Annotated in this window: 15 protein-coding genes, 1 pseudogene and 1 riboswitch; of the genes and pseudogenes, 10 read left to right on the top strand and 6 right to left on the bottom strand. The window is 67.7% G+C overall.

Features of this window, described 5'->3' with window-relative positions:
• Positions 1 to 162 precede the first annotated feature (162 nt).
• From AC6LJ2_RS27945 to AC6LJ2_RS27930, 4 genes and pseudogenes are all read left to right on the top strand, one after another.
• A pseudogene (locus tag AC6LJ2_RS27945) lies at positions 163 to 999 on the top strand (siderophore ABC transporter substrate-binding protein); the annotation flags it as partial.
• A gap of 30 nt (positions 1,000 to 1,029) precedes the next feature.
• The gene (locus AC6LJ2_RS27940) at positions 1,030 to 2,019 is read left to right on the top strand and encodes an ABC transporter permease (RefSeq protein ID WP_498152618.1); all 990 of its coding nucleotides are present in this window, start codon (positions 1,030 to 1,032) and stop codon (positions 2,017 to 2,019) included.
• A 4-nt stretch (positions 2,020 to 2,023) separates the two neighbouring features.
• On the top strand, positions 2,024 to 3,007 hold the full coding sequence (locus AC6LJ2_RS27935) for an iron chelate uptake ABC transporter family permease subunit (RefSeq protein ID WP_498152617.1): 984 nt from the start codon (positions 2,024 to 2,026) through the stop codon (positions 3,005 to 3,007).
• Positions 3,004 to 3,762, top strand: a complete 759-nt coding sequence (locus AC6LJ2_RS27930) for an iron ABC transporter ATP-binding protein (protein ID WP_263910811.1) — start codon at positions 3,004 to 3,006, stop codon at positions 3,760 to 3,762. Before AC6LJ2_RS27935 ends, AC6LJ2_RS27930 begins: the two co-directional genes overlap by 4 nt.
• Positions 3,763 to 3,808: 46 nt before the next feature.
• Here the strand turns inward: AC6LJ2_RS27930 and AC6LJ2_RS27925 are convergent, their stop codons facing one another.
• Positions 3,809 to 5,920 (bottom strand): 5'-nucleotidase C-terminal domain-containing protein, encoded by a 2,112-nt coding sequence (locus AC6LJ2_RS27925; RefSeq protein WP_498152616.1) that lies wholly within the window; start codon positions 5,918 to 5,920, stop codon positions 3,809 to 3,811.
• Between the two features lie 249 nt (positions 5,921 to 6,169).
• On the opposite strand from AC6LJ2_RS27925, the gene AC6LJ2_RS27920 reads away from it, so the two are divergent.
• Positions 6,170 to 8,278: a TonB-dependent siderophore receptor gene (locus AC6LJ2_RS27920; protein ID WP_263910808.1), complete on the top strand. Its 2,109-nt coding sequence runs from the start codon at positions 6,170 to 6,172 to the stop codon at positions 8,276 to 8,278.
• 133 nt (positions 8,279 to 8,411) lie between these two features.
• Here AC6LJ2_RS27920 and thiM read toward each other — a convergent pair whose 3' ends face one another.
• Complete coding sequence (thiM, locus tag AC6LJ2_RS27915; protein WP_498152615.1) at positions 8,412 to 9,227, bottom strand: hydroxyethylthiazole kinase; 816 nt, start codon at positions 9,225 to 9,227, stop codon at positions 8,412 to 8,414.
• Between the two features lie 72 nt (positions 9,228 to 9,299).
• A riboswitch (TPP riboswitch) is annotated at positions 9,300 to 9,439 on the bottom strand.
• Between the two features lie 235 nt (positions 9,440 to 9,674).
• Between thiM and AC6LJ2_RS27910 the strand changes: the two genes are divergently transcribed.
• Positions 9,675 to 12,050 carry a DNA internalization-related competence protein ComEC/Rec2 gene (locus AC6LJ2_RS27910; RefSeq protein ID WP_498152619.1) on the top strand — a complete coding sequence of 792 codons (2,376 nt, stop codon included), beginning with the start codon at positions 9,675 to 9,677 and terminating at the stop codon, positions 12,048 to 12,050.
• A 59-nt stretch (positions 12,051 to 12,109) separates the two neighbouring features.
• On the opposite strand, the gene AC6LJ2_RS27905 is transcribed toward AC6LJ2_RS27910, so the two are convergent.
• Entirely contained in the window at positions 12,110 to 12,985 is an 876-nt protein-coding gene (locus AC6LJ2_RS27905) for an energy transducer TonB (RefSeq protein ID WP_498152614.1), read from the bottom strand.
• A gap of 199 nt (positions 12,986 to 13,184) precedes the next feature.
• Positions 13,185 to 14,072: a LysR family transcriptional regulator gene (locus AC6LJ2_RS27900; RefSeq protein ID WP_263910804.1), complete on the bottom strand. Its 888-nt coding sequence runs from the start codon at positions 14,070 to 14,072 to the stop codon at positions 13,185 to 13,187.
• 145 nt (positions 14,073 to 14,217) lie between these two features.
• Here AC6LJ2_RS27900 and AC6LJ2_RS27895 point away from each other — a divergent pair, with 145 nt between their 5' ends.
• The gene (locus tag AC6LJ2_RS27895) at positions 14,218 to 15,825 is read left to right on the top strand and encodes a GMC family oxidoreductase N-terminal domain-containing protein (RefSeq protein ID WP_263910802.1); all 1,608 of its coding nucleotides are present in this window, start codon (positions 14,218 to 14,220) and stop codon (positions 15,823 to 15,825) included.
• A gap of 64 nt (positions 15,826 to 15,889) precedes the next feature.
• On the opposite strand, the gene cfa is transcribed toward AC6LJ2_RS27895, so the two are convergent.
• Together cfa and AC6LJ2_RS27885 are read right to left on the bottom strand one after the other, a co-directional pair.
• Positions 15,890 to 17,065 (bottom strand): cyclopropane fatty acyl phospholipid synthase, encoded by a 1,176-nt coding sequence (gene cfa / locus AC6LJ2_RS27890; RefSeq protein WP_445656767.1) that lies wholly within the window; start codon positions 17,063 to 17,065, stop codon positions 15,890 to 15,892.
• Positions 17,066 to 17,196: 131 nt separating this feature from the next.
• Entirely contained in the window at positions 17,197 to 17,751 is a 555-nt protein-coding gene (locus AC6LJ2_RS27885) for a hypothetical protein (RefSeq protein WP_263910799.1), read from the bottom strand.
• Between the two features lie 145 nt (positions 17,752 to 17,896).
• Between AC6LJ2_RS27885 and AC6LJ2_RS27880 the strand changes: the two genes are divergently transcribed.
• From AC6LJ2_RS27880 to greB, 3 genes are all read left to right on the top strand, one after another.
• Positions 17,897 to 18,829 (top strand): alpha/beta fold hydrolase, encoded by a 933-nt coding sequence (locus AC6LJ2_RS27880; protein WP_445656765.1) that lies wholly within the window; start codon positions 17,897 to 17,899, stop codon positions 18,827 to 18,829.
• Positions 18,830 to 18,945: 116 nt separating this feature from the next.
• On the top strand, positions 18,946 to 19,791 hold the full coding sequence (locus AC6LJ2_RS27875) for a 3',5'-nucleoside bisphosphate phosphatase (RefSeq protein ID WP_498152613.1): 846 nt from the start codon (positions 18,946 to 18,948) through the stop codon (positions 19,789 to 19,791).
• 101 nt (positions 19,792 to 19,892) lie between these two features.
• A complete protein-coding gene (greB, locus tag AC6LJ2_RS27870; RefSeq protein ID WP_263910795.1) occupies positions 19,893 to 20,444 on the top strand; it encodes a transcription elongation factor GreB in 552 nt (183 codons plus the stop codon).
• Positions 20,445 to 20,604: the final 160 nt, after the last annotated feature.

Raw genomic sequence — 20,604 nt, 5'->3', positions numbered from 1 at the left:
TATATATGTGCATGCATACTACTGTATATGTAGAACATACTTGCTAGAGAGTATCTGTAACGGTTACGTTTATTTTTTTTTGTTAAAATGCGACGCAAGCACCGAGATTCAACCATAACACGTTTTCGCCGGCAGCTCAGAAGGTGTAAAAGAGAAGGGTAAAAGAAGGCGCGGGGCAAACCCGCCGTGCCGCAGAATCCCGCCAAGACGGTGGTGCTGGACCTGGCCGTGCTGGATACGCTGCACGCGCTGGGCGTGGACGTGACCGGTGTGCCTGCGGCCGCCAAGCTGCCGCCGCAACTGAGCCAATACGCCGACAAGCGCTACCTGAAGGTCGGCAGCATGTTCGAACCGAACTACGAAGTGATCCACGCGGCCGCGCCGCAGGTCATCTTCGTGGCCGGGCGCTCGGCGCCCAAGTACGACGAGCTGGCCAAGCTGGCGCCCACGGTCGACCTCACCGCCGACGCCAAGGATCTGGTGGGCAGCGTGGTGCGCAACACCGAGACGCTGGCCGCCATCTACGGCAAACAGGCGCTGGCCAAGGAAAAGCTGGACGCGCTGCGCGCCTCGATCTCGGCGCTGCACGGCCAGGCCGCCAACGCCGGCACGGGCCTGATCGTGCTGACCACGGGCGGCAAGATGAGCGCCTACGGCCCGGGCTCGCGCTTTGGCGTGATTCACGATGCCTTCGGCATTGCGCCCGCCGCCAAGGACCTGAGCGTGTCGAACCACGGCCAGGCGATCTCGTTCGAGTTCATCGCCCAGACCGATCCGGACTGGCTGTTCGTGATCGACCGCGATGCGGCCATCGGGCGTGAAGGCACGTCGGCCCAGCGCATGCTGGACAACGACCTGATCCGTCCGACCAAGGCCTGGAAGCATCAGCGCGTGGTCTACCTGAACGGCTACAACTGGTACCTGCTGGGTAGCGCGGGCCTGACCGCGATGCAGCAGAACGTGGACGATATCGCCCGCGCCCTGTCGGCGGCGAAGTAAACGCATGGCGCGCAACACGGGGGCGGGCAGGTGAAGGCTGGCGGGGCGATCAGGGGCTGGGCGGGGCTGGCGGCGTTGTTGCTGTTGCTGTTGGGGCTGTGCGCGGCCAGCGTCAGCCTGGGCGCTGGTTCGTTTTCGTTCGCGGCGCTGACCGGCGGGCCGGATGCCGAGCGCGCCTGGCGCCTGCTGCTGGTCAGCCGCGTGCCGCGCACGCTGGCCTTGCTGCTGGCCGGCATGTCGCTGGCGGTGGCCGGACTGATCATGCAGATGCTGGTGCGCAACCGCTATGTGGAACCGACCACCGCCGGCACCGTCGAGTCGGCGACGCTGGGCATCCTGGTGGTGACCCTGCTGGCGCCGGACACGCCGGTCATCGGCAAGATGCTGACGGCCACCGGCTTCGCGCTGGCCGGCACGCTGCTGTTCCTGGCGCTGCTGCGGCGCGTGCCGCTGCGCACGCCGTTCATCGTGCCGCTGATCGGCCTGATCCTGGGCGGCGTGATCCATGCGGTGACGACCTTCGTGGCCTACCGCTACGACCTGCTGCAATCGCTGCATGCCTGGACCACCGGCGATTTTTCCGGCGTGCTGCGCGGCCGCTATGAGTTGCTGTGGATCGGCTTCGGCCTGGCCGCGGCGGCTTACCTGGCAGCCGACCGCTACACGGTGGCCGGCATGGGCCGCGCGTTTGCCGCCAACCTGGGCCTGAACCACGCGCGCCTGACGCTGATGGGCCTGCTCATCGTGTCGGCGATTTCCGCCGTGGTGGTGGTGACGGCGGGCGGCATTCCGTTCCTGGGCCTGATCGTGCCCAACGCGGTGAGCCTGCTGCTGGGCGACAACATGCGGCGTTCGATTCCCTGGGTGGCGGTGCTGGGCGGCGTGTTCGTGCTGGCCTGCGACATCATCGGCAGGCTGGTGATCCACCCCTATGAGGTGCCGCTGGGCACGGTGGTGGGGGTGGTGGGCAGCATCCTGTTCCTGTGCCTGTTGCGCAGCCGCAGGGGGCGCCGTGGCTGAACCCGTGTTTCGAACCGCATTGCGGGCCGCGACCCCGCGTTCGCCCCAGGCCTGGCGCCTGGCCGGGCTGGCCGTGTTGGCAGCGCTGTGCGTGGCCGGCTTCATGACACTGGGCGCCAACGGCCAGTGGTCGTTCGTGATTCCGTTTCGCGGCGGCAAGCTGGCGGCGATGCTGCTGGTGGCCTACGCGGTGGCGGTGTCGTCGGTGCTGTTCCAGACCATCACGCACAACCGCATCCTGACGCCCGCCATCATGGGCTTCGATGCGCTGTACCTGCTGATCCAGGCGGTGGTGGTGTTCGGCTTTGGCCAGATGGCGGGAGCGGTGAACCATCCCGTGGCGGCCTTCGCGCTGGAGGTGTGCGCCATGACGGCGTTCGCCTGCCTGCTGTTTCGCTGGCTGTTCACCGACGCGGTGCGCAGCCTGCACCTGATGATGCTGGTGGGCATCGTGTTCGGCCTGCTGTTTCGCAGCCTGTCCAGCTTCGTGGTGCGCCTGATCGACCCCAATGAATTCCTGGTTCTGCAAGACCGCATGTTCGCCAATTTCAATTCGGTGCGCACGGGCCTCTTGCCCTTTGCCCTGGCCGCGGTGGCGGCGGCGACCCTGCTGGTCTGGCGCATGCGGCGGCGCTACGACGTGCTGGCGCTGGGCCGCGAGATTGCGCTGAACCTGGGCGTGGACTACCGCCGCACGCTGCTGTTGACGCTGGCCGCGATTGCCGTGCTGGTGTCCGTATCCACGGCGCTGGTGGGGCCGGTGACGTTCTTCGGCCTCTTGGTCAGCAACCTGGCCTATCAGGCCATGGGGTCGGACAGGCACCGCTACACCGTGCCGGCCGCGGTGCTGCTGGGTGTGATCTTCCTGGTGGGCGGCCAGACGTTGCTGGAACGGGTGCTGGGCTTGAGCACGACCGTCAGCGTGGTGATTGAATTCGTGGGCGGAGTGATGTTCCTGGCCCTGATCTTGCGCAGGGGACGCCAATGATCGATATCCAGCAAGTCAGCAAGCAATACGACGACACCGTGGTGGTGGACCAGGTGACGCTGGCGCTGCCGGCCGGCGGCGTGACCGCCATCATCGGCCCGAACGGCGCGGGCAAATCGACCTTGCTGTCGATGATCAGCCGCTTGTTGCCGATGTCGGCCGGGCAGATCCAGGTCGATGGCCTGGACGTCACCCGCAGCGACAGCCGCGAACTGGCGCGGCGCCTGTCCATCCTGCGGCAGGACAACCACTTGCCGCTGCGGCTGACGGTGCGCGATCTGGTGGCATTCGGCCGCTATCCGCACACGGGTGGGCGCCTGACGCTGGACGACAAGGCGCACATCGACCGCGCCATCGACTACCTGGACCTGGCGCCGCTGGCGGACCGCTACCTGGACCAGTTGTCGGGCGGCCAGCGCCAGCGCGCCTTCGTGGCGATGGTGCTGTGCCAGGACACGCGCTATGTGCTGCTGGACGAACCGCTGAACAGCCTGGACATGAAGCATGCCGTCGCCATGATGGGCACGCTGCGGCGCGCGGCCGACGAGCTGGGCAAGACGGTGGTGCTGGTGCTGCACGACATCAATTTCGCCTCGGCCTACGCGGACCGCATCGTGGCGATGAAGGCGGGCAGGGTGGCGCACCATGGCCCGCCGGCCGAACTGATCCGGTCCGAGGTGCTGGGCGCCTTGTATGAACTGCCGATCGACGTGCACGAGATCGGCGGCAAGCGCATCTGCGTGTATTACCGCTGAATGGTGGCCATGGCGGCGACCCCTGCCGCCGCCATGGCGCTGCGGCTTACTGGGTCAGGTCGACCGCGTAGCGCGAGAGCTGCGTCACCGCGTCGGGCGTGGCGTCATACACCGACACGTTGCCCACGCCGTGCGCCGTGGCCAGCGCCAGCGTGCCGGGCACCGACGAGAACACCACGGGACCGGCCAGCGCGGCCAGCGGCTTGAATTGCCAGCTGCGGGCCAGGCCATAGGTGGCCAGGTCCAGCACGGGGTGCTTCTTGATGTAGCTGATCAGCACGTCGCGGCTGGCGTCCGGCGCTTGCAGCACGATGTCGCCCTTGCCGCCCGCCAGGCCCGGGAAGTCGCCGCCCCCGCTGGCGCGGTAGTTATTGGTGACCACCAGGAATTGCGCGGCCGGGTCCAGCGGCGCGCCTTGATACGTCAGCCCCGTGATGCGCGAGCCCTTGGGCTGGGTCACGTCGATCTGGTAGCGCAGGGCGTTGCCTTCGGCGTACAGCACATCGAAATTGAAGGTCGGGAAGCTGGTGTCCACCAGGTCCTGCGGCGCGACCTGGGCGGGGTCGATTCGCTTGAACTGTTCGGCGGTCTTCTCCAGCCACTGGCGCACGATGTCGCCGCTGACCCGCACCACCTGCAAGGTGTTGGGATACAGGTACAGGTCGGCGGCGTTGTTGATGGCGATGTTGCCTTGCGGCACGAAGGTGAAGTCGCCCGGCCCGTTGCGTCCGCCCTTGAACGGCGCGGCCGCCGACAGGATCGGCAGGGCGCCGTAGGCGGGGTTGTTGCGGGCGATGTAGTCCTTCAGGTAGTCGATCTGCGCCATGTTCACCACTTGCAGCGCCGACACGTCGCCCGTCAGCGCGTAGTAGGTGGCCATGTCGAACTGGCTCTGGCCGATGGGCGTCTTGACGTAGGCGATGGTGGCCGTGTGTTCCGCCTGCACCAGTTGCTGCGTGGCGCTGTCGGGCTCGACGTAGGTGGCCGGGGTGCTGCCGCTCTGCGCGGTCAGGCGGGTGGAGATACGCTGCACCTGGGTGGCGTCCTTCTGCACTTTCCAGCCCTTGTCATAGGCCAGCTTCAGCTTGATCTGCCCCAGGTTGTTGCCCCATTGGCCGGCCTGCACCGCCGGCACGCCGTTGATCAGGCCTTTTTCCAGCTCGATGCCCGGCTGCCCTGCGAACTGCGACTTGGGATTGGTGTCGGGAAACAGCAGATGTTGGTGGCCGGTGATCAGGGCGTCGATGCCCGCGACCTGGCTCAGGTAGCCGGCGCCGTTTTCCATCGACGGGCTGTAGGGCGTGGTCATGTCGATGCCGCCGTGCGCCAGCGCCACGATCAGGTCGGCGCCCGCGGCCCGCATTTCCGGCACGTAGCGCGCGGCGGTTTCCTTCCAGCCAGTGACCGCGACGTGGCCTTCCAGGTTGGCCTTGTCCCATTGCATGATGGGCGGCGGCGCAAAGCCGATCACGCCCACTTTCAGTGACACGTCGATGGACTTGCCGGTCGGATCGGTGGCCTTGAAGGTCTTGGTGAGCAGGGTCCAGGGCTTGAAGATCGGCTGCTGCGTGGCGGCCGACACGACGTTGGCCGACACGAACGGAAAGCCCGGCGCGGCGCATTCCTTGGCGCCGCCCGGATTGGTCTGGGCGGTGCCCTTGGTGATGCCTGCCAGGCCGAAGTCGACGTTGGTGACCTGCGACAGGAAGGGCAGGCCGTAATTGAATTCGTGGTTGCCCATCGTGGCCGCGTCGTAGGCCAGGAGCTTCATCTGCTTGTAGATGGCCAGCATGCCCGAGCACTGCACGGGGGCGACCAGCGCCTGGTAGTCGGACAGGGCGGTGCCCTGGATGGTGTCGCCGTTGTCGAACAGCAGCGTGTTCGGATTCTGCTTGCGGGCGTTGGCGATCAGCGTCGCGGTGCGGTCCACGCCGTAGCTCTTGTCTTCGGCCAGCTTGTAATAGTCGTAACCCAGCACGTTGGCATGCAGGTCGGTGGTACCCAGGATGGCCACGTCCAGCGTCGCGCCCTGGGGCACGGCGACCGCGGGCGGGGTGGCGTCGTCGTCATCGTCGTCACTGCCGCCACAGGCGGCCAGGCCCGCCAGCAGCGCGGCGCTGGCGGTCAGTGCAAAGATCCTTCGAATGGGGTGCTTCACCGTCGTTCCTTGTGTATCGGGAGAAGCAAAATTCTGGGGACGGGGTGTGACCCGGGCATGACATTGCGCCCGCCGGCAGCGTCGCGCCCGCGTGCCATGGGCAAGCTGAAAAATATCTGAATTGGACGGGCGTCTTATTTATCGTGGCCTGGCGGCAACGAAACGATAAAACGATTGCGACCGATTCTCATTGTCAAGAGAATGGCGAATCCTTTCATTTCAAACGACTTCAGAAAGACCTCGCTGGCCATGCATGCCCCTCGCTCCCTCTCTGCCGCCTTGCTCGCCCTGGCGCCCCTGGCCGCCTCGGCCCCCGCCCACGGCCAAAGCGCCGCGCCCACCGCCACCTTGCCCGCCATCAGCGTCACGGGGCAGGCGGACCCCGAACAGAGCTACAACCCGCCGGCGTCCACCAGCGCCACCAAGATCGATGCGCCGCTGCGCGACATACCGCAGACGGTGAACGTGGTGCCGGCGCAGGTGCTGCGCGACCAGCATGCGATGTCGGTGCAGGACGCGCTGAAGAACGTGCCGGGCGTCAGTTTCTCTACCGGCGACGGCCAGCGCGACCAGGTGTCGATTCGCGGTTTCACCGCCATTGCCGACCAGTTCGTCGACGGCTTTCGCGACGACGCGCTGTACTACCGCGATCTGTCCAACGTCGAACGCATCGACGTGATCAAGGGCCCGGCGGCGGTGCTGTACGGCCGCGGCTCGTCGGGCGGCCTGATCAACCGCGTCACCAAGAAGCCGGGTGAAGACATCTCGCAGGTGGGCCTGAGCTACGGTTCGTGGAACGACCGCCGGCTGGACGTGGACCTGGGCCGTTCCAACGAAAGCGGCAGCATGGCCTGGCGCCTGACCGGCGCCGTGGAAAAGGGCGACAGCTACCGCGACAAGCAATTCATCGACCGCAAGGCGATTGCACCGTCGGCCCAGTTCAAGCTGGGCGAAAGCACCACCTACCTGATCCAGACCGAATTCCTGGAAGACCGCCGCCTGACCGACTTCGGCATTCCGGCCTATCACGGCCGCCCGGTGGACGTGGACCCGTCCACCTACTACGGCGCCGAGAACGCCCGCGACACCGACTACACCCAGACCCGGGTGCAGTCGTACGCCGGCACGCTCACGCACCGCTTCAACGACAACTGGTCGTTGCGCAACGCCACGCGCTACTACCACTACACGCTGAACCGCAACAACACGCTGCCGGGCACGGTCAACGAGGCGGCGCAGACCGTGTCGCTGACCCACGGCAACGTGCTGCGCGACGAGCACGGCTGGACCAACCAGACCGAGCTGATGCAGCGCGTGCAGTGGGGCGCGGTGCGCCACGACATTCTGTACGGCGTCGAAGTGGGCCAGCAGAACAAAGACCTGGTGAACTACTCGGCCGCCAACGTCGCGACCGTGAACCTGTTCGACCCGCAATTGCCCACGCTGCAGCGCCAGGTCAAGGGCGCGCCCGGGTCCGACAACCTGGGCCGCTTCAACACGCTGGGCCTGTACGTGCAGGACATGGTGTCGCTGGGGGAATACTGGAAGGTGCTGGGCGGCGTGCGCCACGACCGTTTCGAGCAGAAGACCGAAGACCGCCGCACGGGCCGCAACCTGTCGCGCACCGATTCGAACCTGAGCCCGCGCCTGGGCCTGGTGTTCCAGCCGGACACCGTGCAGTCCTACTACGTGTCCTGGAGCCGTTCGTACCAGCCGTCGGGTGAAGCCTTTGCGCTGGCCGCCAACAACGTCGACCTGGCGCCGGAAAAAACCACCAACTACGAAGTCGGCGCCAAGTACGACTTCCTGGATGGCAAGCTGTCGACCACCGTGTCCGTGTTCCGCCTGGAGCGCACCGACATCAAGGTCACCAACCCCGTGACCAACACGCTGGTGCCGGTGGGCACGCAGCGCACCGATGGCGCCGAATGGACGCTGTCGGGCGACTTGTCCAACGGCTGGCGCGCGATGCTGGGTTACGCCTACCTGGATGCCCGCGTGACGCAGTCGGTGGCGCGTGACGCCGGCAAGGATGTCGAAGGCAAGCGCGCCACGCTGACGCCGCGCCATGCTGGCAACGTCTGGGTGACCAAGGACCTGGGCGATGGCTTTGGCGTGGGCGCCGGCCTGAACCTGGTGGGTGCGCGTTTCGCGAATCCGGGCAATACGGTCAAGCTGCCGGGCTACGTCACCGCGGACGCCGCGGCATGGTGGCGCCAGGGGCCGTATTCGGTGCAGCTGAATATGTACAACCTGTTTGACGCCGGTTATATCGTGTCGGCGCACGGCAGCAGCCCGAACCTGAACATGCCCGGCGCGCCGCGCAATGCGATGCTGAGCTTGCAGTACCGGATGTAGGAAGGGCTACAGCGCCCGCATGATCGCCTGTCGGTCATGCGGGCGTTTGTGTCGTCCGGGTGCCGTCTGCGTGCCGTTTTCGTGCCGTCTGCGGAGGGCTGGGCAATGGCGTGGGCAGGCTGCCGTTGGCGCCTTAGCGCAGCGGCGATTCCCGCGTCAGGCTGTCCGTTTCCAGTGCGGCCAGCGCATCCAGGAAACGCCAGGCGAATGAGCCCGGGCCGTCAGCCAGCGCTCCCGCACGGCTGCCAGCGATGCCGAAGCAGGACAGCGCCGCCACGGCCGCCGGATAGGCGTCTTGCTTCGATACCGCCACGAACGCGCCGACTACCGCCGTCAGCGCGCACCCCGTGGCGGTGACCTGCGGCATCAATGGCGAACCGCCGGTGACGCGCACTTCTCGCGTGCCATCCGTCACGAAATCCACTTCTCCCGTCACCGCCACCACGGTCTGTTGCGCCCGCGCCAGGTCGCGCGCCGCTTGCTCGGCCAACTGCACCGGGTCGCGCGCGTCCACGCCCTTGCTGGCGCTTTGGCCACCGGCCAGCGCGATGATTTCCGACGCATTGCCGCGGATCACCGCCGGGCGCAGGGCCAGCAGCCGCTGCACCGCGTCGCGGCGAAACGCCGTGGCATGGTGGGCCACCGGGTCCAGCACCCAGGGCGTGCCGGCATCCGACGCCGCCGCCGCGGTCTTGAGCATGCTTTCCAGCCAGGGGGCCGACAGGGTGCCGATATTGATCACGACCGCGCCGCTGATGCGAGCGAATTCCGGGGCTTCTTCCACCGCGTGCACCATCGCGGGCGACGCGCCGATGGCCAGGAGCGTGTTGGCCGCCGTGTTCATGGACACGAAATTGGTCAGGCACTGCACCAGCGGCGCGTCGCGGCGCACGGCGGCGTAGAGGTCCTGCGAGGCCTGGGCCAATAGGGAAGGGGTCGATTGCGTCATGCCGGCGGGTCCTTGCGTAAGAGAAGGACTGGGCAGGAAGGGCGGGGATGCGTCGCGCCGGGCTTCGGGCGCGCTTGCGGGGCCGCACCATCCCTACGCCAGTATTGTCTGGATCAGGTTCAACGGGTCTACGCGCCGCAAGGGTTGGCGTATGAACGCCGGCCCCGCTATCGGATTCTCAGCTTCTTGCCGAAGCTCCCCGGGTGGATGGGGGTATGTTCGGAGGGGGCGGGGGGGATTGTCAAGGGTGGCGCACTCGGATTGCCGTCACAGGGGCCAGGGAACCGGGGCGGCCAGATTCTTGCGGGCGATCCTCATGGCCAAAGTCGTGCACTGGCGGCATGCCGTGGCGGGCAGGCGACCTACGCTGGTTCGTTTCAGGAGACGGACATCAACGGTCGGCTGTTTTGCCTGGCTTTCGTGGCGGGGGCGGGAGGGGTGCAGTTGCTGCCTGCGCTGCCTGGCGTGGCGGCGTACGTGGCGGCGGCCGGCGCTTGCATCGTGGCGCTGGTGGCCTGGCGGCGTTGGCCGGGGCGCGCCATCGGGCTTTGCGCGGCTGCGTCTATCGGCCTGTGCCTGGGCGCCCTCAACGCCGCCGCGCAAGCCCAACTGCGGCTGGACGACGCACTGGCGGACGAACATCAGAACGAGGTCGCGCGCCTGGTGCTGCGGGTGGCGGAACTGCCCGATGGCGATGCGCGCGGGCAGCGCTTTGTCGGCGAGCAGGTGGCGCCCGCGCGTGCCGGCATGCCGTCGCGCATCCTGGTGTCGTGGCTAGCGCCGCCCGGTGGGCAGGCGAACCAACCCTTGCTGATGCCCGGCCAGGTATGGCGCATGGCGCTGGTGCTGCGCCGGCCCAGCGGCTTGCTCAACCCCGACGCGCCCGACAGCGAAGCGCGGATGTTCGCGCGCGGTTTGCGGGCGACGGGCACCGTGCGGGGGCAGCCCCGCTTGCTGGAGGACCAGCCTTGGGCATCCGCGGGCATTGCCATTGAACGCGCCCGCCATCATGTGCGGGAGGGCCTGCGCCGGGCGCTGGGCGACCACCGCTATGCGCCGGTGCTGATCGCGTTGGCAATAGGCGACCAGGCCGGCGTGGCGCGCGAGGATTGGCGCCTTTTCAACCGCAGCGGCATCACGCACCTGGTGTCGATCAGCGGCATGCATGTGACGTCGATTGCCGGCATCGCGGGGCTGCTGCTGGCCGCGTCGTGGCGGCGCGCGCGGTGGCGTGGGACGGGCCTGGCGGAATTCATTCCGTCGCGCATCGCGGGCGGCGCCGCGGCGGCGGCGGTCGCTTTGTTCTATTGCCTGATCGCGGGGTGGGGCGTGCCGGCGCGGCGTACGTTCTTCATGTTGTCGGTGGTGCTGGCCGCGGCGGTGTCGCGGCTGCGGATGTCGGCCGGGCGCATCCTGGCGTGCGCAGCCGCCGCGGTGGTGGCGCTGGATCCGTGGGCGCCGATGTCGGTGGGGTTCTGGCTGTCGTTCGGCGCGGTGGCGATTCTGCTGCGCATTGCCGATGCGCCGCGCGATGCGGACGCGGGCTGGCGCAAGCGTTGGGCGACGACGCTGGGGCAGGCGACGCGCTTGCAGCTGGTGGTGACGCTGGGCTTGACGCCGCTGTTGGCGTATCTGGTGCACCAGGTGTCGTTGGGTTCGCCGTTGGCCAATGCGGTGGCGATTCCCGTGGTGACGTTTTTCGTGACGCCGCTGGCGCTGCTCTGCGCCGCCTTGTCGGTGACGCCGGGGTTGGCGGCTGCCGCGGCGCTGGCGGGCCAGGCGGGGCTGTACGGGTTCGACCTCATGATGATCGTGGTGGCGTGGGTGGGCAATGCGCGCTGGGCCAGTTTTTCGGTGGCGGCGGCGCCGTGGCCCTGGCTGGCGTTGGCGGTGGCGGGCATGGTCTGGGCGTTGCAGGCGCCGGGCTGGCCGGCGCGGCGGCTGGGGTGGCTGTGCATGGCGCCGCTGTTGTGCTGGCGGCCGGATCGGCCCGAGCCGGGATACTGGCGCATAAGCGCGATGGATATCGGGCAGGGCAGCGCCATTCTGGTGGAAACGGCCAGCCAGGCGCTGCTGTTCGATGCCGGGCCGCGCAGTTTCAGCGGTAGCGATGCGGGCGAACGGGTGATCGCGCCGTTTCTGCAGGCCCGCGGCCTTGGGGCGCTGGATGTGCTGGTGCTGTCGCACGCGGACACGGACCATGTGGGCGGCACGCGGTCGGTGCTGGCGGCGGTGCCGGTGGCGCGCAGCTACGCGTCCTTTGACCTGGCGGCGTTTCTGCGGCGTGATGCGCGCCTGTGGCCGGATGGCGCAGGCTTGCCGACGCCGCCGCCGGGCGAGGTACTGGGCTGCGCTCGTGACGTAGGCTGGGAGGTCGATGGCGTCACGTTTAGCTTCCTGCACCCGGCGGGCGGGACCAGCGGGCGAGTCGAGGATCGCAATGCCGATAGCTGCGTGCTGCGCGTCGAGGGCGTCGAGCACGCGCTGTTGCTGACGGGCGATATCGGCGTGGCGCAAGAAAGGGAATTGGTCGCGCAGGGCTTGGCCCCGGCGGATATCGTCATGGCGCCGCACCATGGTTCGGCGTCGTCGTCCAGCCGGGAACTGGTTGCGGCGTCCGGCGCGGCGCATGTGATTGCGCAGGCGGGGTATCTGAATCGTTTCCGGCATCCGGCGCGGGCGGTGGAAGTGCGCTGGACGCGTGCGGGGGCGGTGTTCTGGCGCAGCGATCGGGATGGCGCGGTGATGGCACGATCACGTGCAGGGGTGTTGGATGTGTGGGCGCAGCGGGACGTGGGGCGGCGTTACTGGCATGGCCGTTGATGCGTAGTTCGAGTCTGTCGCCCAATGCATCAGCCCCAATGCATCAGCCATCCCCGACATCAACGCCGATCCACAATCACCGTATCCCGTATCGCCCGGAACGTCGCCAATGCATCGGGCATGGCATCGCGCGTGGTGGCGCAGGCCAGGCGGATGCGGCCTTCGGGGCGGACCCAGTCGGCGATGTACTGGCGGGTGTCTTCATGGCCCGGACCGGCCCCCGGCGCAACGATGTAGTCGATGCCGCGCCGGCCGGGCTGGTCGAAGACGTCGAGTTGTTCGATGGTGCCGCGCAGCTTGCGCTGCTGGCTTGTCGCGGCGGCGACCAGAGCGTCATAGGCCTGCGCGCCTTGGGGGGCTTTGGTTTTGGCGGCGTCGGCCGCCGCGGCCGTGAATCCTGCCCGGCACAGGAACTTGGCGCCGGGCGCCACGGGCGGAAAGCCTTCGGGGGCGGAAATCTCGATCAGGGCATCGTAGCGACCCGACGCGCGCGCCGCGCCGATCTGAAATGGGGCGGATACGGTTGCGCCAAAGCCGGTGGCCGGGTCGACGTAGCGCCTGGGCGCGACGGCCGGGGGCGCGGGGTCGTTGTCTTCCATCTGGAAGCGCACCGGCAAGGTGAGCGAGGTTTTCTCTTCCGTCATGTCCGCGGAAAACACGGGTAGCGGCGCGGCGCGGCGGACCATGGCGATCGTGGCCTTGTCGACCGCTTCATGGCCCGACGAGCGCGCGATCGTGACGTCGTAGATGGCGCCGTTGCGCAGTACGGTAATGTTCAGCGACAGCGCCAGCGTGCCGCTGAGATGCTGGGCTTCGCGAGGAAAATCCAGTCGGCTGATCAGCCGCCGCTGCACCGCTTTGCTCCATTCGGCCTGGTTGGCAGGCGCGGCCGCCAGGGTCGGGGCAGGGTGGGCCAGTGTGACGGCAAGGATCATGGCAACGCGGGATGCGAGGGACCGCCAGCGCATAGAGAGTTCTCCGGGTGGGGGTGGGCGATGCCGCCCGTGCGTTGTTGCGAGCATACCCGAGGGGACGCGGGAGGCTGGGCGAGCCGAAGGCGCCGTCGCTTGCGGGCATGCGGGTTGTGCCATCGCTTGCGGGCACAGCCGGTTGCGCCACCTCTTACGCAAACGCCTACGCAAACGCCGCCTGCACCGCCGCAAACGCCGCCGCCACCAACGGGTCTTCGCGCCGCGACGCCAGGGTGATGAAGGCCAGTTCCGCCTGGATCGCCAGGCCCGGCGCCAGCACCAGGCCATGCGCCTGCGATTCGCGCAGCGCGATGGAATCGCGCGCCAGCGTCAGGCCGACGCCCGAACGCACCAGGTCCAGCATCGAGGCTTCCTGGTCGACTTCGGCCACCGTGTTGGGGGTGACGTCCAGCTCGTTGAATTTGCCGGCCAAAAGGCGATGGTGCACGGAGTCGGGCGGCGTCCAGATCCACGGCAAGGCGGCGATTTCCCGCCAGCCGCGTCCCGCCACCTGCGCGCCCCAGCCCTTGGGCGCCACCACGTAATACGAGAACGCCGCCAGCGGCAGCGCGTGCAGGGCCGGTTGGCCGCGCGTATCGTCCTGCGGCCCCAGGAAGAAGCCCACGTCCAGCTCGCCCGCGCGCACCTGGCGGCCGACGGAACCGGACATGCCGTGGCGCAGGGTGGGGCGGATCTTCGGATAGTGCTCGACCAGGTATTGCAGCGTGGCGCCCAGGCGCAGGAATTCGGGGTCGAGGATGGTGCCCAGGCGCAGTTCGCCCTGCACCGTCGTGCGCAGCGCGCCGATGGCGCGTTCGAAGTCGTCCAGGGCGTCCAGCACCCGCTGGGCCGAGGGCAGCAGCGCGCGGCCGTCGGCGTTGGGCGCCAGGCCCTGGGCGGTGCGAGTGAACAGCGGCAGGTCCAGCGCTTCCTGGAAGCTCTTGAGCTGCAGGCTCAGCGCGGGTTGGGTCAGGTGCAGGTGTTCGGCCGCGCGGGTCAGGTTGCCCACGCGCGCCACAGCGGCAAAGGTGCGGATGTGCTTGAAGTCCATGGGGCGAGTCCGGCGGCGATGCCCCAGCGGGGCGATACCCATTATTAAAGAGACTTATAAAGCGCTTTTCAACAATTCATTGGACAGCCCCCGCGGGCTGCGCGACAGTGGCGCAGCCACTACACACCTAAAAGAAGAAGCGCCAATGGAGACATACGACTACATCATCGTGGGGGCGGGGTCGGCCGGCTGCGTGCTGGCCAACCGGCTGAGCCGGGACCCGGCCACGCGCGTGCTGCTGCTGGAAGCCGGCGGCCGCGACAACTACCACTGGATCCACATTCCGGTGGGCTACCTGTACTGCATCGGCAACCCCCGCACCGACTGGATGTACCGCACCGGCGCCGAGCCCGGCCTGGGCGGACGCTCGCTGATCTATCCGCGCGGCCGCGTGCTGGGCGGGTGCTCGTCGATCAACGGCATGATCTACATGCGCGGCCAGCGGCAGGATTACGACGAGTGGGCCGATATCGCGGGCGATCCGTCATGGCGCTGGGACGAGGTGCTGCCGGTATTCAAGCGCAGCGAAGACCACTACCGCGGCGCGGACGATTGCCATGGTGCGGGCGGCGAATGGCGGGTCGAGGCGCAGCGCCTGCGCTGGGACATCCTGGACGCCTTTGCCGACGCGGCCCAGCAGGAAGGCATTCCGCGGGTGCAGGATTTCAACCGCGGCGACAATTTCGGCGTGGGCTATTTCGACGTGAACCAGCGCCGCGGCTGGCGTTGGAATACGGCCAAGGCATTCTTGCGGCCGGTGCGCCAGCGCCCCAATCTGCACGTGATGACGGGCGCGCACGCCGAGCAACTGCTGTTCGAGGGCACGCGCTGCGTGGGCGTGAAACTGCGGCGCGAGGGTCAATCCATCAGCGTGCGCGCCGCGCGTGAAGTGGTGCTGGCGGCCGGCGCGGTGAATACGCCGCAATTGCTGGAACTGTCGGGCATTGGCGAACCGGCGCGCCTGCGCGAAAGCGGCATCACGCTGCGCCACGCCTTGCCGGGCGTGGGCGAGAACCTGCAAGACCACTTGCAGTTGCGCGTCATCCTGAAGGTGCGGGGCGTGAAGACGCTGAACCGCATTGCATCGACCTGGTGGGGCAAGGCGGGCATCGGCCTGGAATACGTGTTCAATCGCAGCGGGCCGATGAGCATGGCGCCGTCGCAGCTGGGGGCGTTTGCCAAGTCAGACCCTGGCCAGGCGCGCGCCAATCTGGAATTTCATGTGCAGCCGCTGTCGCTGGGCGCGTTTGGCGAGCCGCTGCACGGTTTTGATGCCTTCACGGCCAGCGTCTGCAACCTGCGGCCGGCGTCGCGCGGCAGCGTGCATGCGCAGGGGCCCGACGGCGCGCAGCCGCCGGTGATCACGCCGAACTATTTGCGCGAGGAACAGGACCTGAAGGTGGCGGCGGATGCCATTCGCCTGGTGCGCCGGATCAGCGCGGCGCCCGCGTTGCAGCGTTATCAACCCGAGGAATGGCTGCCCGGGCCGGCGTACCAGACCGAGGCCGAACTGCGCGAAGCGGCCGGCAAGATCGGCACGACGATCTTCCACCCGGTAGGCACCTGCGCCATGGGCCGCAAGGCGGACGATGGCGCCGTGGTGGATGCGCGGCTGCGGGTGCATGGCTTGCAGGGCCTGCGCGTGGCGGATGCGTCGATCATGCCGACCATCACGTCGGGTAACACCAATTCGCCGACCATCATGATTGCCGAACGGGCGGCGCAGATGATCCTGGAAGATGCCGCCGCATAGCCGGGCGGCGTAACCGGTACGCTTGCGCGGTTCGGCCCGCGCAAGCGCCGCCGGGCCGACAGACTCAGCGCAGCGAACGGTACATTTCCTGGCGCTGCGGATGCGTCAGGATGACCTGCCACAGCTGCCCTTCGCGCGACCGGAAAAAGCCCGCGCAACACATCAGGTAGTACTGCCACATGCGGTAAAAGCGCGTGCCGTAGCGTTCTTGCAGCTGCGGCCAGGCGCGCTGGAAGCGGTCCCACCAGGCCATCAGCGTACGGTCGTAGTCGGCGCCGAAGTTGTGCCAGTCTTCGACGATGAAGCGGCCTTCGACCGCGGTAGTGATCTCGCGCGCCGACGGCAGCTTGCCGTTGGGGAAGACGTAGCGGTCGATCCAGGGATCGGTGCTCTGGCTGGTCGAGGCGATGCCGATGGTGTGCAAGAGGAAGATGCCGCCGGGCGCCATCAGCCGCTGTACGTTCGTGAAGTAGGTGTCGTAGTTCTTGGGCCCGACGTGTTCGAACATGCCCACCGACACGACCTTGTCGAAGCGGCCCTGCAGGTCGCGATAGTCTTGCAGCAGCAATTCCACCGGCAGGCCGCGTACGCGTTCCTGGGCCAGCGCCAGCTGTTCCTTGGACACGGTCACGCCGGTGACCTTGACGCCGTAGCGCTCGGCCGCGAACTTGGCCAGCCCGCCCCAGCCGCAGCCGATGTCCAGCAGCGTTTCGCCGGGCTTGAGCTGCAGCTTGCGGCAGATCATGTCCAGCTTGGCTTCCTGCGCGTCTTCCAGCGTGTCGGCGTTTTCCCAGAAGGCGCAGGAATAGATCATGCGGCTGTCGAGCATGGCCTCGAAGACGTCGTTGCCGGCGTCGTAGTGCTGCTCGCCCACTTCGAAGGCGCGGCTCTTTGATTGCAGGTTGAACAGCTTGTGGCGCAGGTGTTCGGCGATGAGCTTGACGCGGGCCAGGCCGAGCGCGGCGGACCCCATGTCGGCGCGCAAGAGGCGGGTGAAGAGTTCGTCCAGCTGTTCGCAGTCCCATTCGCCGTCCATGTACGACTCGCCCAGGCCCAGCGACCAGCTGGCGAAGACGCGTTCGTACATGTGTTTGTCATGAACCTGGATGTCCCAGGGGCGCGAACCGTTGATCTGGACGTCCGCTCGCCCGAGCAGGTCCTGCAGTACCTTGGGCGGCTCAGGCGGGGCGGTTTCGGTGTGTTGAGTGCTTAGCTGAGATGACGGACTGCTTTGTTGCATAGTGACTCCAAATCAATTCGGGACTGACTGATGTGGCAATGCTCGAAGCGCATAACTCTCGCCGGACCGGCGTCGGGATTCCAATTTAATGATTGAATCGTGCCGATAGGCAATTTAATTTCAGCGGGCTGTCAGCGCCGCGGACCCGCGGTCGCCGAACCGGGACCCGCCAATCTTAACCAACGTATGCTGCTGCGCAAGGCCCAGACGCATCCTGCCAGCAACAACGCGGCGGCACCGATAAAAACCATGGAGGCGATGGTGTCGTTCAAGGCGATGGGGGCGTCGTAGCGGTGGCGCGACAGATAGTCCAGCAGGCCGAACAGCGCCAGCGCCAAAGCCACCAGCAGCCAGGGTTTTCTGGGTAGCGGGGGCAGGGCGGGGTGCCGGGCCTTGAAGGCGCGGATGCTGCGCCGCAATCCCCACAGTGCCGCCAAGGCGGGCAGGGCCAGGGCATAGCGGGCGATCGTCACGACGCCGAAGATGTCGTCGCCGGCGGTCAGCACCAGCAGCCAGGGCGGCAGCAGGATCAGCGTCAGCAGCCAGGCCAGCAGCAGTTGCCGGCGGGTGCCTGGGCGGGCCAGCTTTGCTGCCACGAAGCCCAGGATCAGCACGCCGAACAGCACGGCGATGAAGATCAGGGCCGGGGCGACGTAGTCGCCATTGAGCATGTATCCGCCGGGCATGGCGCGATGGGTTCCTGAAGGCGGGGGTTAGGGCAACGGCGTCATTCTAGGCCAGGGCGGCCGGGCGGGCCCCACGCTTCCGATAAGATACCGCCCATGCGCGGCGCCGCCACCTGGGCGGGCGCCGGCCATTTGGAGCACAACGATGTCGGACGCAAGCCTGGAACCCCGTTTGGAATTCGTCACCTGCGCCAGCCCGGCGGGCCTGCACCGCATGGCGTACTGGGAGTGGGGCGATCCGGCCAACGACCAGGTGCTGGTCTGCGTGCACGGCCTGACGCGCAGCGGCCGCGATTTCGATACCCTGGCGCGCCGGCTGGCTGGCCGCTACCGCGTGGTCTGCCCCGACGTGGTGGGGCGGGGCCGTTCCGACTGGCTGGTGAACCCGGCGTTCTATACCGTGCCGCAGTACGTGTCAGACATGGTGACGCTGGTGGCGCGGCTGCGGCCCGCCCGCCTGTCGTGGGTGGGCACGTCGATGGGCGGCCTGATCGGCCTGGGCCTGGCCGGCGCCGCCGCATTTGCGCGGGCAATGCTGCCGCTGCGCCCGCACGTGGGCATGCTGCCGCCGCAGGCCGGCGTGCGCCTGGACAAGCTGGTGCTCAACGACGTCGGCCCGCGCCTGGAAACCGGCGCGCTGGCTCGCATCGGCCAGTACGTGGGCGAACCGGGCGCGTTCGGCTCGTTTGCCGAGGCCGTGGCCAACCTGCGCGCCAATTCCGGGACCTTCGGGCCGCATACCGACGAACAGTGGGAACACCTGGCGCGCTTCGTCTATCCCGAGCAGGACGGCAAGTGGGTCAAGCACTACGACCTGGCGCTGGCCCAGCCGATGGCGATGACGCCCGAGGAACTCGCGGCGGGCGAACAGGTGCTGTGGCGCTCGTATGACGCGATCGATTGCCCGATCCTGATCGTGCGCGGCGAACAATCCGATCTGCTGACCCGCGCCACGGCCGACGAAATGCGCCAGCGCAATCCGCGTGCGCAGGTGCTGGAAGTGCCAGGCGTGGGCCACGCGCCGACGCTGATGGCGGACAGCCAGGTGACGTCGGTGGCGGATTTTCTGCTGGGCTGAGGCGGGGCGGGCCGCCGGTTCCTGCGAGACTCCTTTTAGTGTTAACAGGCCCTAATGGGGACACCGCCGGCCCGCCGTGCTATCCAGGGGCACGGGCGTTCTCTACAATAGGCCTCATGAACACCCCTGTCCTGAACATCGATCTGCATTGTCATTCCACCGTGTCCGACGGCGCGCTTGCGCCGCGCGACGTGGCGCAGCGCGCGCATGCCAACGGTGTCGATGTCTGGGCCCTGACCGACCACGACGAAGTCGGCGGCCTGGCCGAGGCCGCGTCCATGGCGCAGGAACTGGGCCTGCGTTTCGCCACCGGCGTCGAGATTTCCGTGACCTGGGCCGGCCTGACGGTGCATATCGTCGGGCTGCGCTTTGACCCCGCCAATACGGCGCTGGTCGAAGGCCTGCGCAAGACCCGCTCGGGCCGCGCCGAACGCGCCAGGCGCATCGGCGACCGCCTGGCCGGCATGGGCATGCCCGGCGCCTACGAAGGCGCGCTGCCGTTTGCCGGCAACCCGGAACTGATCAGCCGCACGCACTTCGCGCGCTACCTGGTCCAAGCCGGCTACTGCCCCGATGTGCAGACCGTCTTCACCAAACACCTGGGCGATGACCGCCCCGGCCACGTGCCCATGCAATGGGCCACGCTGGCCGAAGCGGTGGGCTGGATCCGCGGCGCGGGCGGCATCGCCGTCATCGCGCATCCGGGCCGCTACAAGTACACGCCCTTGCAGTTCGCCGCGCTGTTCGACGAATTCCTGCAACTGGGCGGGGTCGGCATCGAAGTCACCACGGGCAGCCATACGGTCGAAGAGGCCCGGCAGTACGCCGACGTCGCGCGCCGCTACGGTTTCCTGGCCTCGCGCGGGTCAGACTTCCATAGCCCGAAAGAAAGCCGGATGGACCTGGGCCGCCTGCCGCCCTTGCCGTCCGATCTGAAGCCGGTCTGGCACGACTGGTTCTAGGGCCACTGCGGCCCCTTGCGGGCGGTGCGATGCCGCCTGGCTCCTGGCACGGTGCGACTGTGCCGCCCTTGAACTGAATGTGCGCCCCAGGCGCTGCCGCCATGAACAAAGCTTTTGTCAAAGAATCCGATAACGAGGACGACGACGACCTGCCGCAGGCCCAGGCCTTGCCCGCGGGCACCAAGAACTACATGACGCCTGAAGGCTACGAGCGCCTGCGCGCCGAGCTGACGCATCTGATGAACGTCGAGCGTCCGTCGGTGGTGCAGGTGGTGTCGTGGGCCGCGTCCAACGGCGACCGCTCCGAGAACGGCGACTACCTCTACGGCAAGAAGCGCTTGCGCGAGATCGACCGGCGCATGCGCTTTCTGACCAAGCGGCTGGACATCGCCGAGGTCGTCGACCCGGCGCTGCAGCCCAACCGCGACCAGGTCTTTTTCGGCGCCACGGTGCTGTATTCCGACAAGGCCGGCGAAGACCACACCGTCACCATCGTGGGCGTGGACGAAGCCGAGCCGCTGGCCGGCAAGATCAGCTGGATCTCGCCGGTGGCGCGCGCGCTGATCAAGGCCAAGGAAGGCGACACGGTGGTGCTGCGCACCCCCGGCGGCATCGAGGAACTGGACATCCTGGAAGTGCGCTATCCCGACTGACACGGGGGGATGCGGGCGCGGGTGGCCCGACGGCGGCCGTCGGGCCCCGTCAAACCGACTGGGCAAACGCGATCAGGCAGATCCCGTCAGGCGATCTTGATCTGCGGTTCCGACCAGGCATGCTTCATCGACGATCTTCGAAAAGGCGACGGGCGCCGGC

The sequence above is a fragment of the Achromobacter sp. 1014246743 genome, from assembly GCF_059760725.1.
This window is presented reverse-complemented; position numbering and strand designations above follow the sequence as displayed.

Coding starts and splice junctions, on each gene's coding strand:
- AC6LJ2_RS27930 (WP_263910811.1), top strand. CDS start 3,004: ATGATCGATATCCAGCAAGTCAGCAAGCAATACGACGACACCGTGGTG.
- AC6LJ2_RS27920 (WP_263910808.1), top strand. CDS start 6,170: ATGCATGCCCCTCGCTCCCTCTCTGCCGCCTTGCTCGCCCTGGCGCCC.
- thiM (WP_498152615.1), bottom strand. CDS start 9,227: ATGACGCAATCGACCCCTTCCCTATTGGCCCAGGCCTCGCAGGACCTC.
- AC6LJ2_RS27905 (WP_498152614.1), bottom strand. CDS start 12,985: ATGATCCTTGCCGTCACACTGGCCCACCCTGCCCCGACCCTGGCGGCC.
- AC6LJ2_RS27900 (WP_263910804.1), bottom strand. CDS start 14,072: ATGGACTTCAAGCACATCCGCACCTTTGCCGCTGTGGCGCGCGTGGGC.
- AC6LJ2_RS27895 (WP_263910802.1), top strand. CDS start 14,218: ATGGAGACATACGACTACATCATCGTGGGGGCGGGGTCGGCCGGCTGC.
- cfa (WP_445656767.1), bottom strand. CDS start 17,065: ATGCAACAAAGCAGTCCGTCATCTCAGCTAAGCACTCAACACACCGAA.
- AC6LJ2_RS27885 (WP_263910799.1), bottom strand. CDS start 17,751: ATGCCCGGCGGATACATGCTCAATGGCGACTACGTCGCCCCGGCCCTG.
- AC6LJ2_RS27880 (WP_445656765.1), top strand. CDS start 17,897: ATGTCGGACGCAAGCCTGGAACCCCGTTTGGAATTCGTCACCTGCGCC.
- AC6LJ2_RS27875 (WP_498152613.1), top strand. CDS start 18,946: ATGAACACCCCTGTCCTGAACATCGATCTGCATTGTCATTCCACCGTG.
- greB (WP_263910795.1), top strand. CDS start 19,893: ATGAACAAAGCTTTTGTCAAAGAATCCGATAACGAGGACGACGACGAC.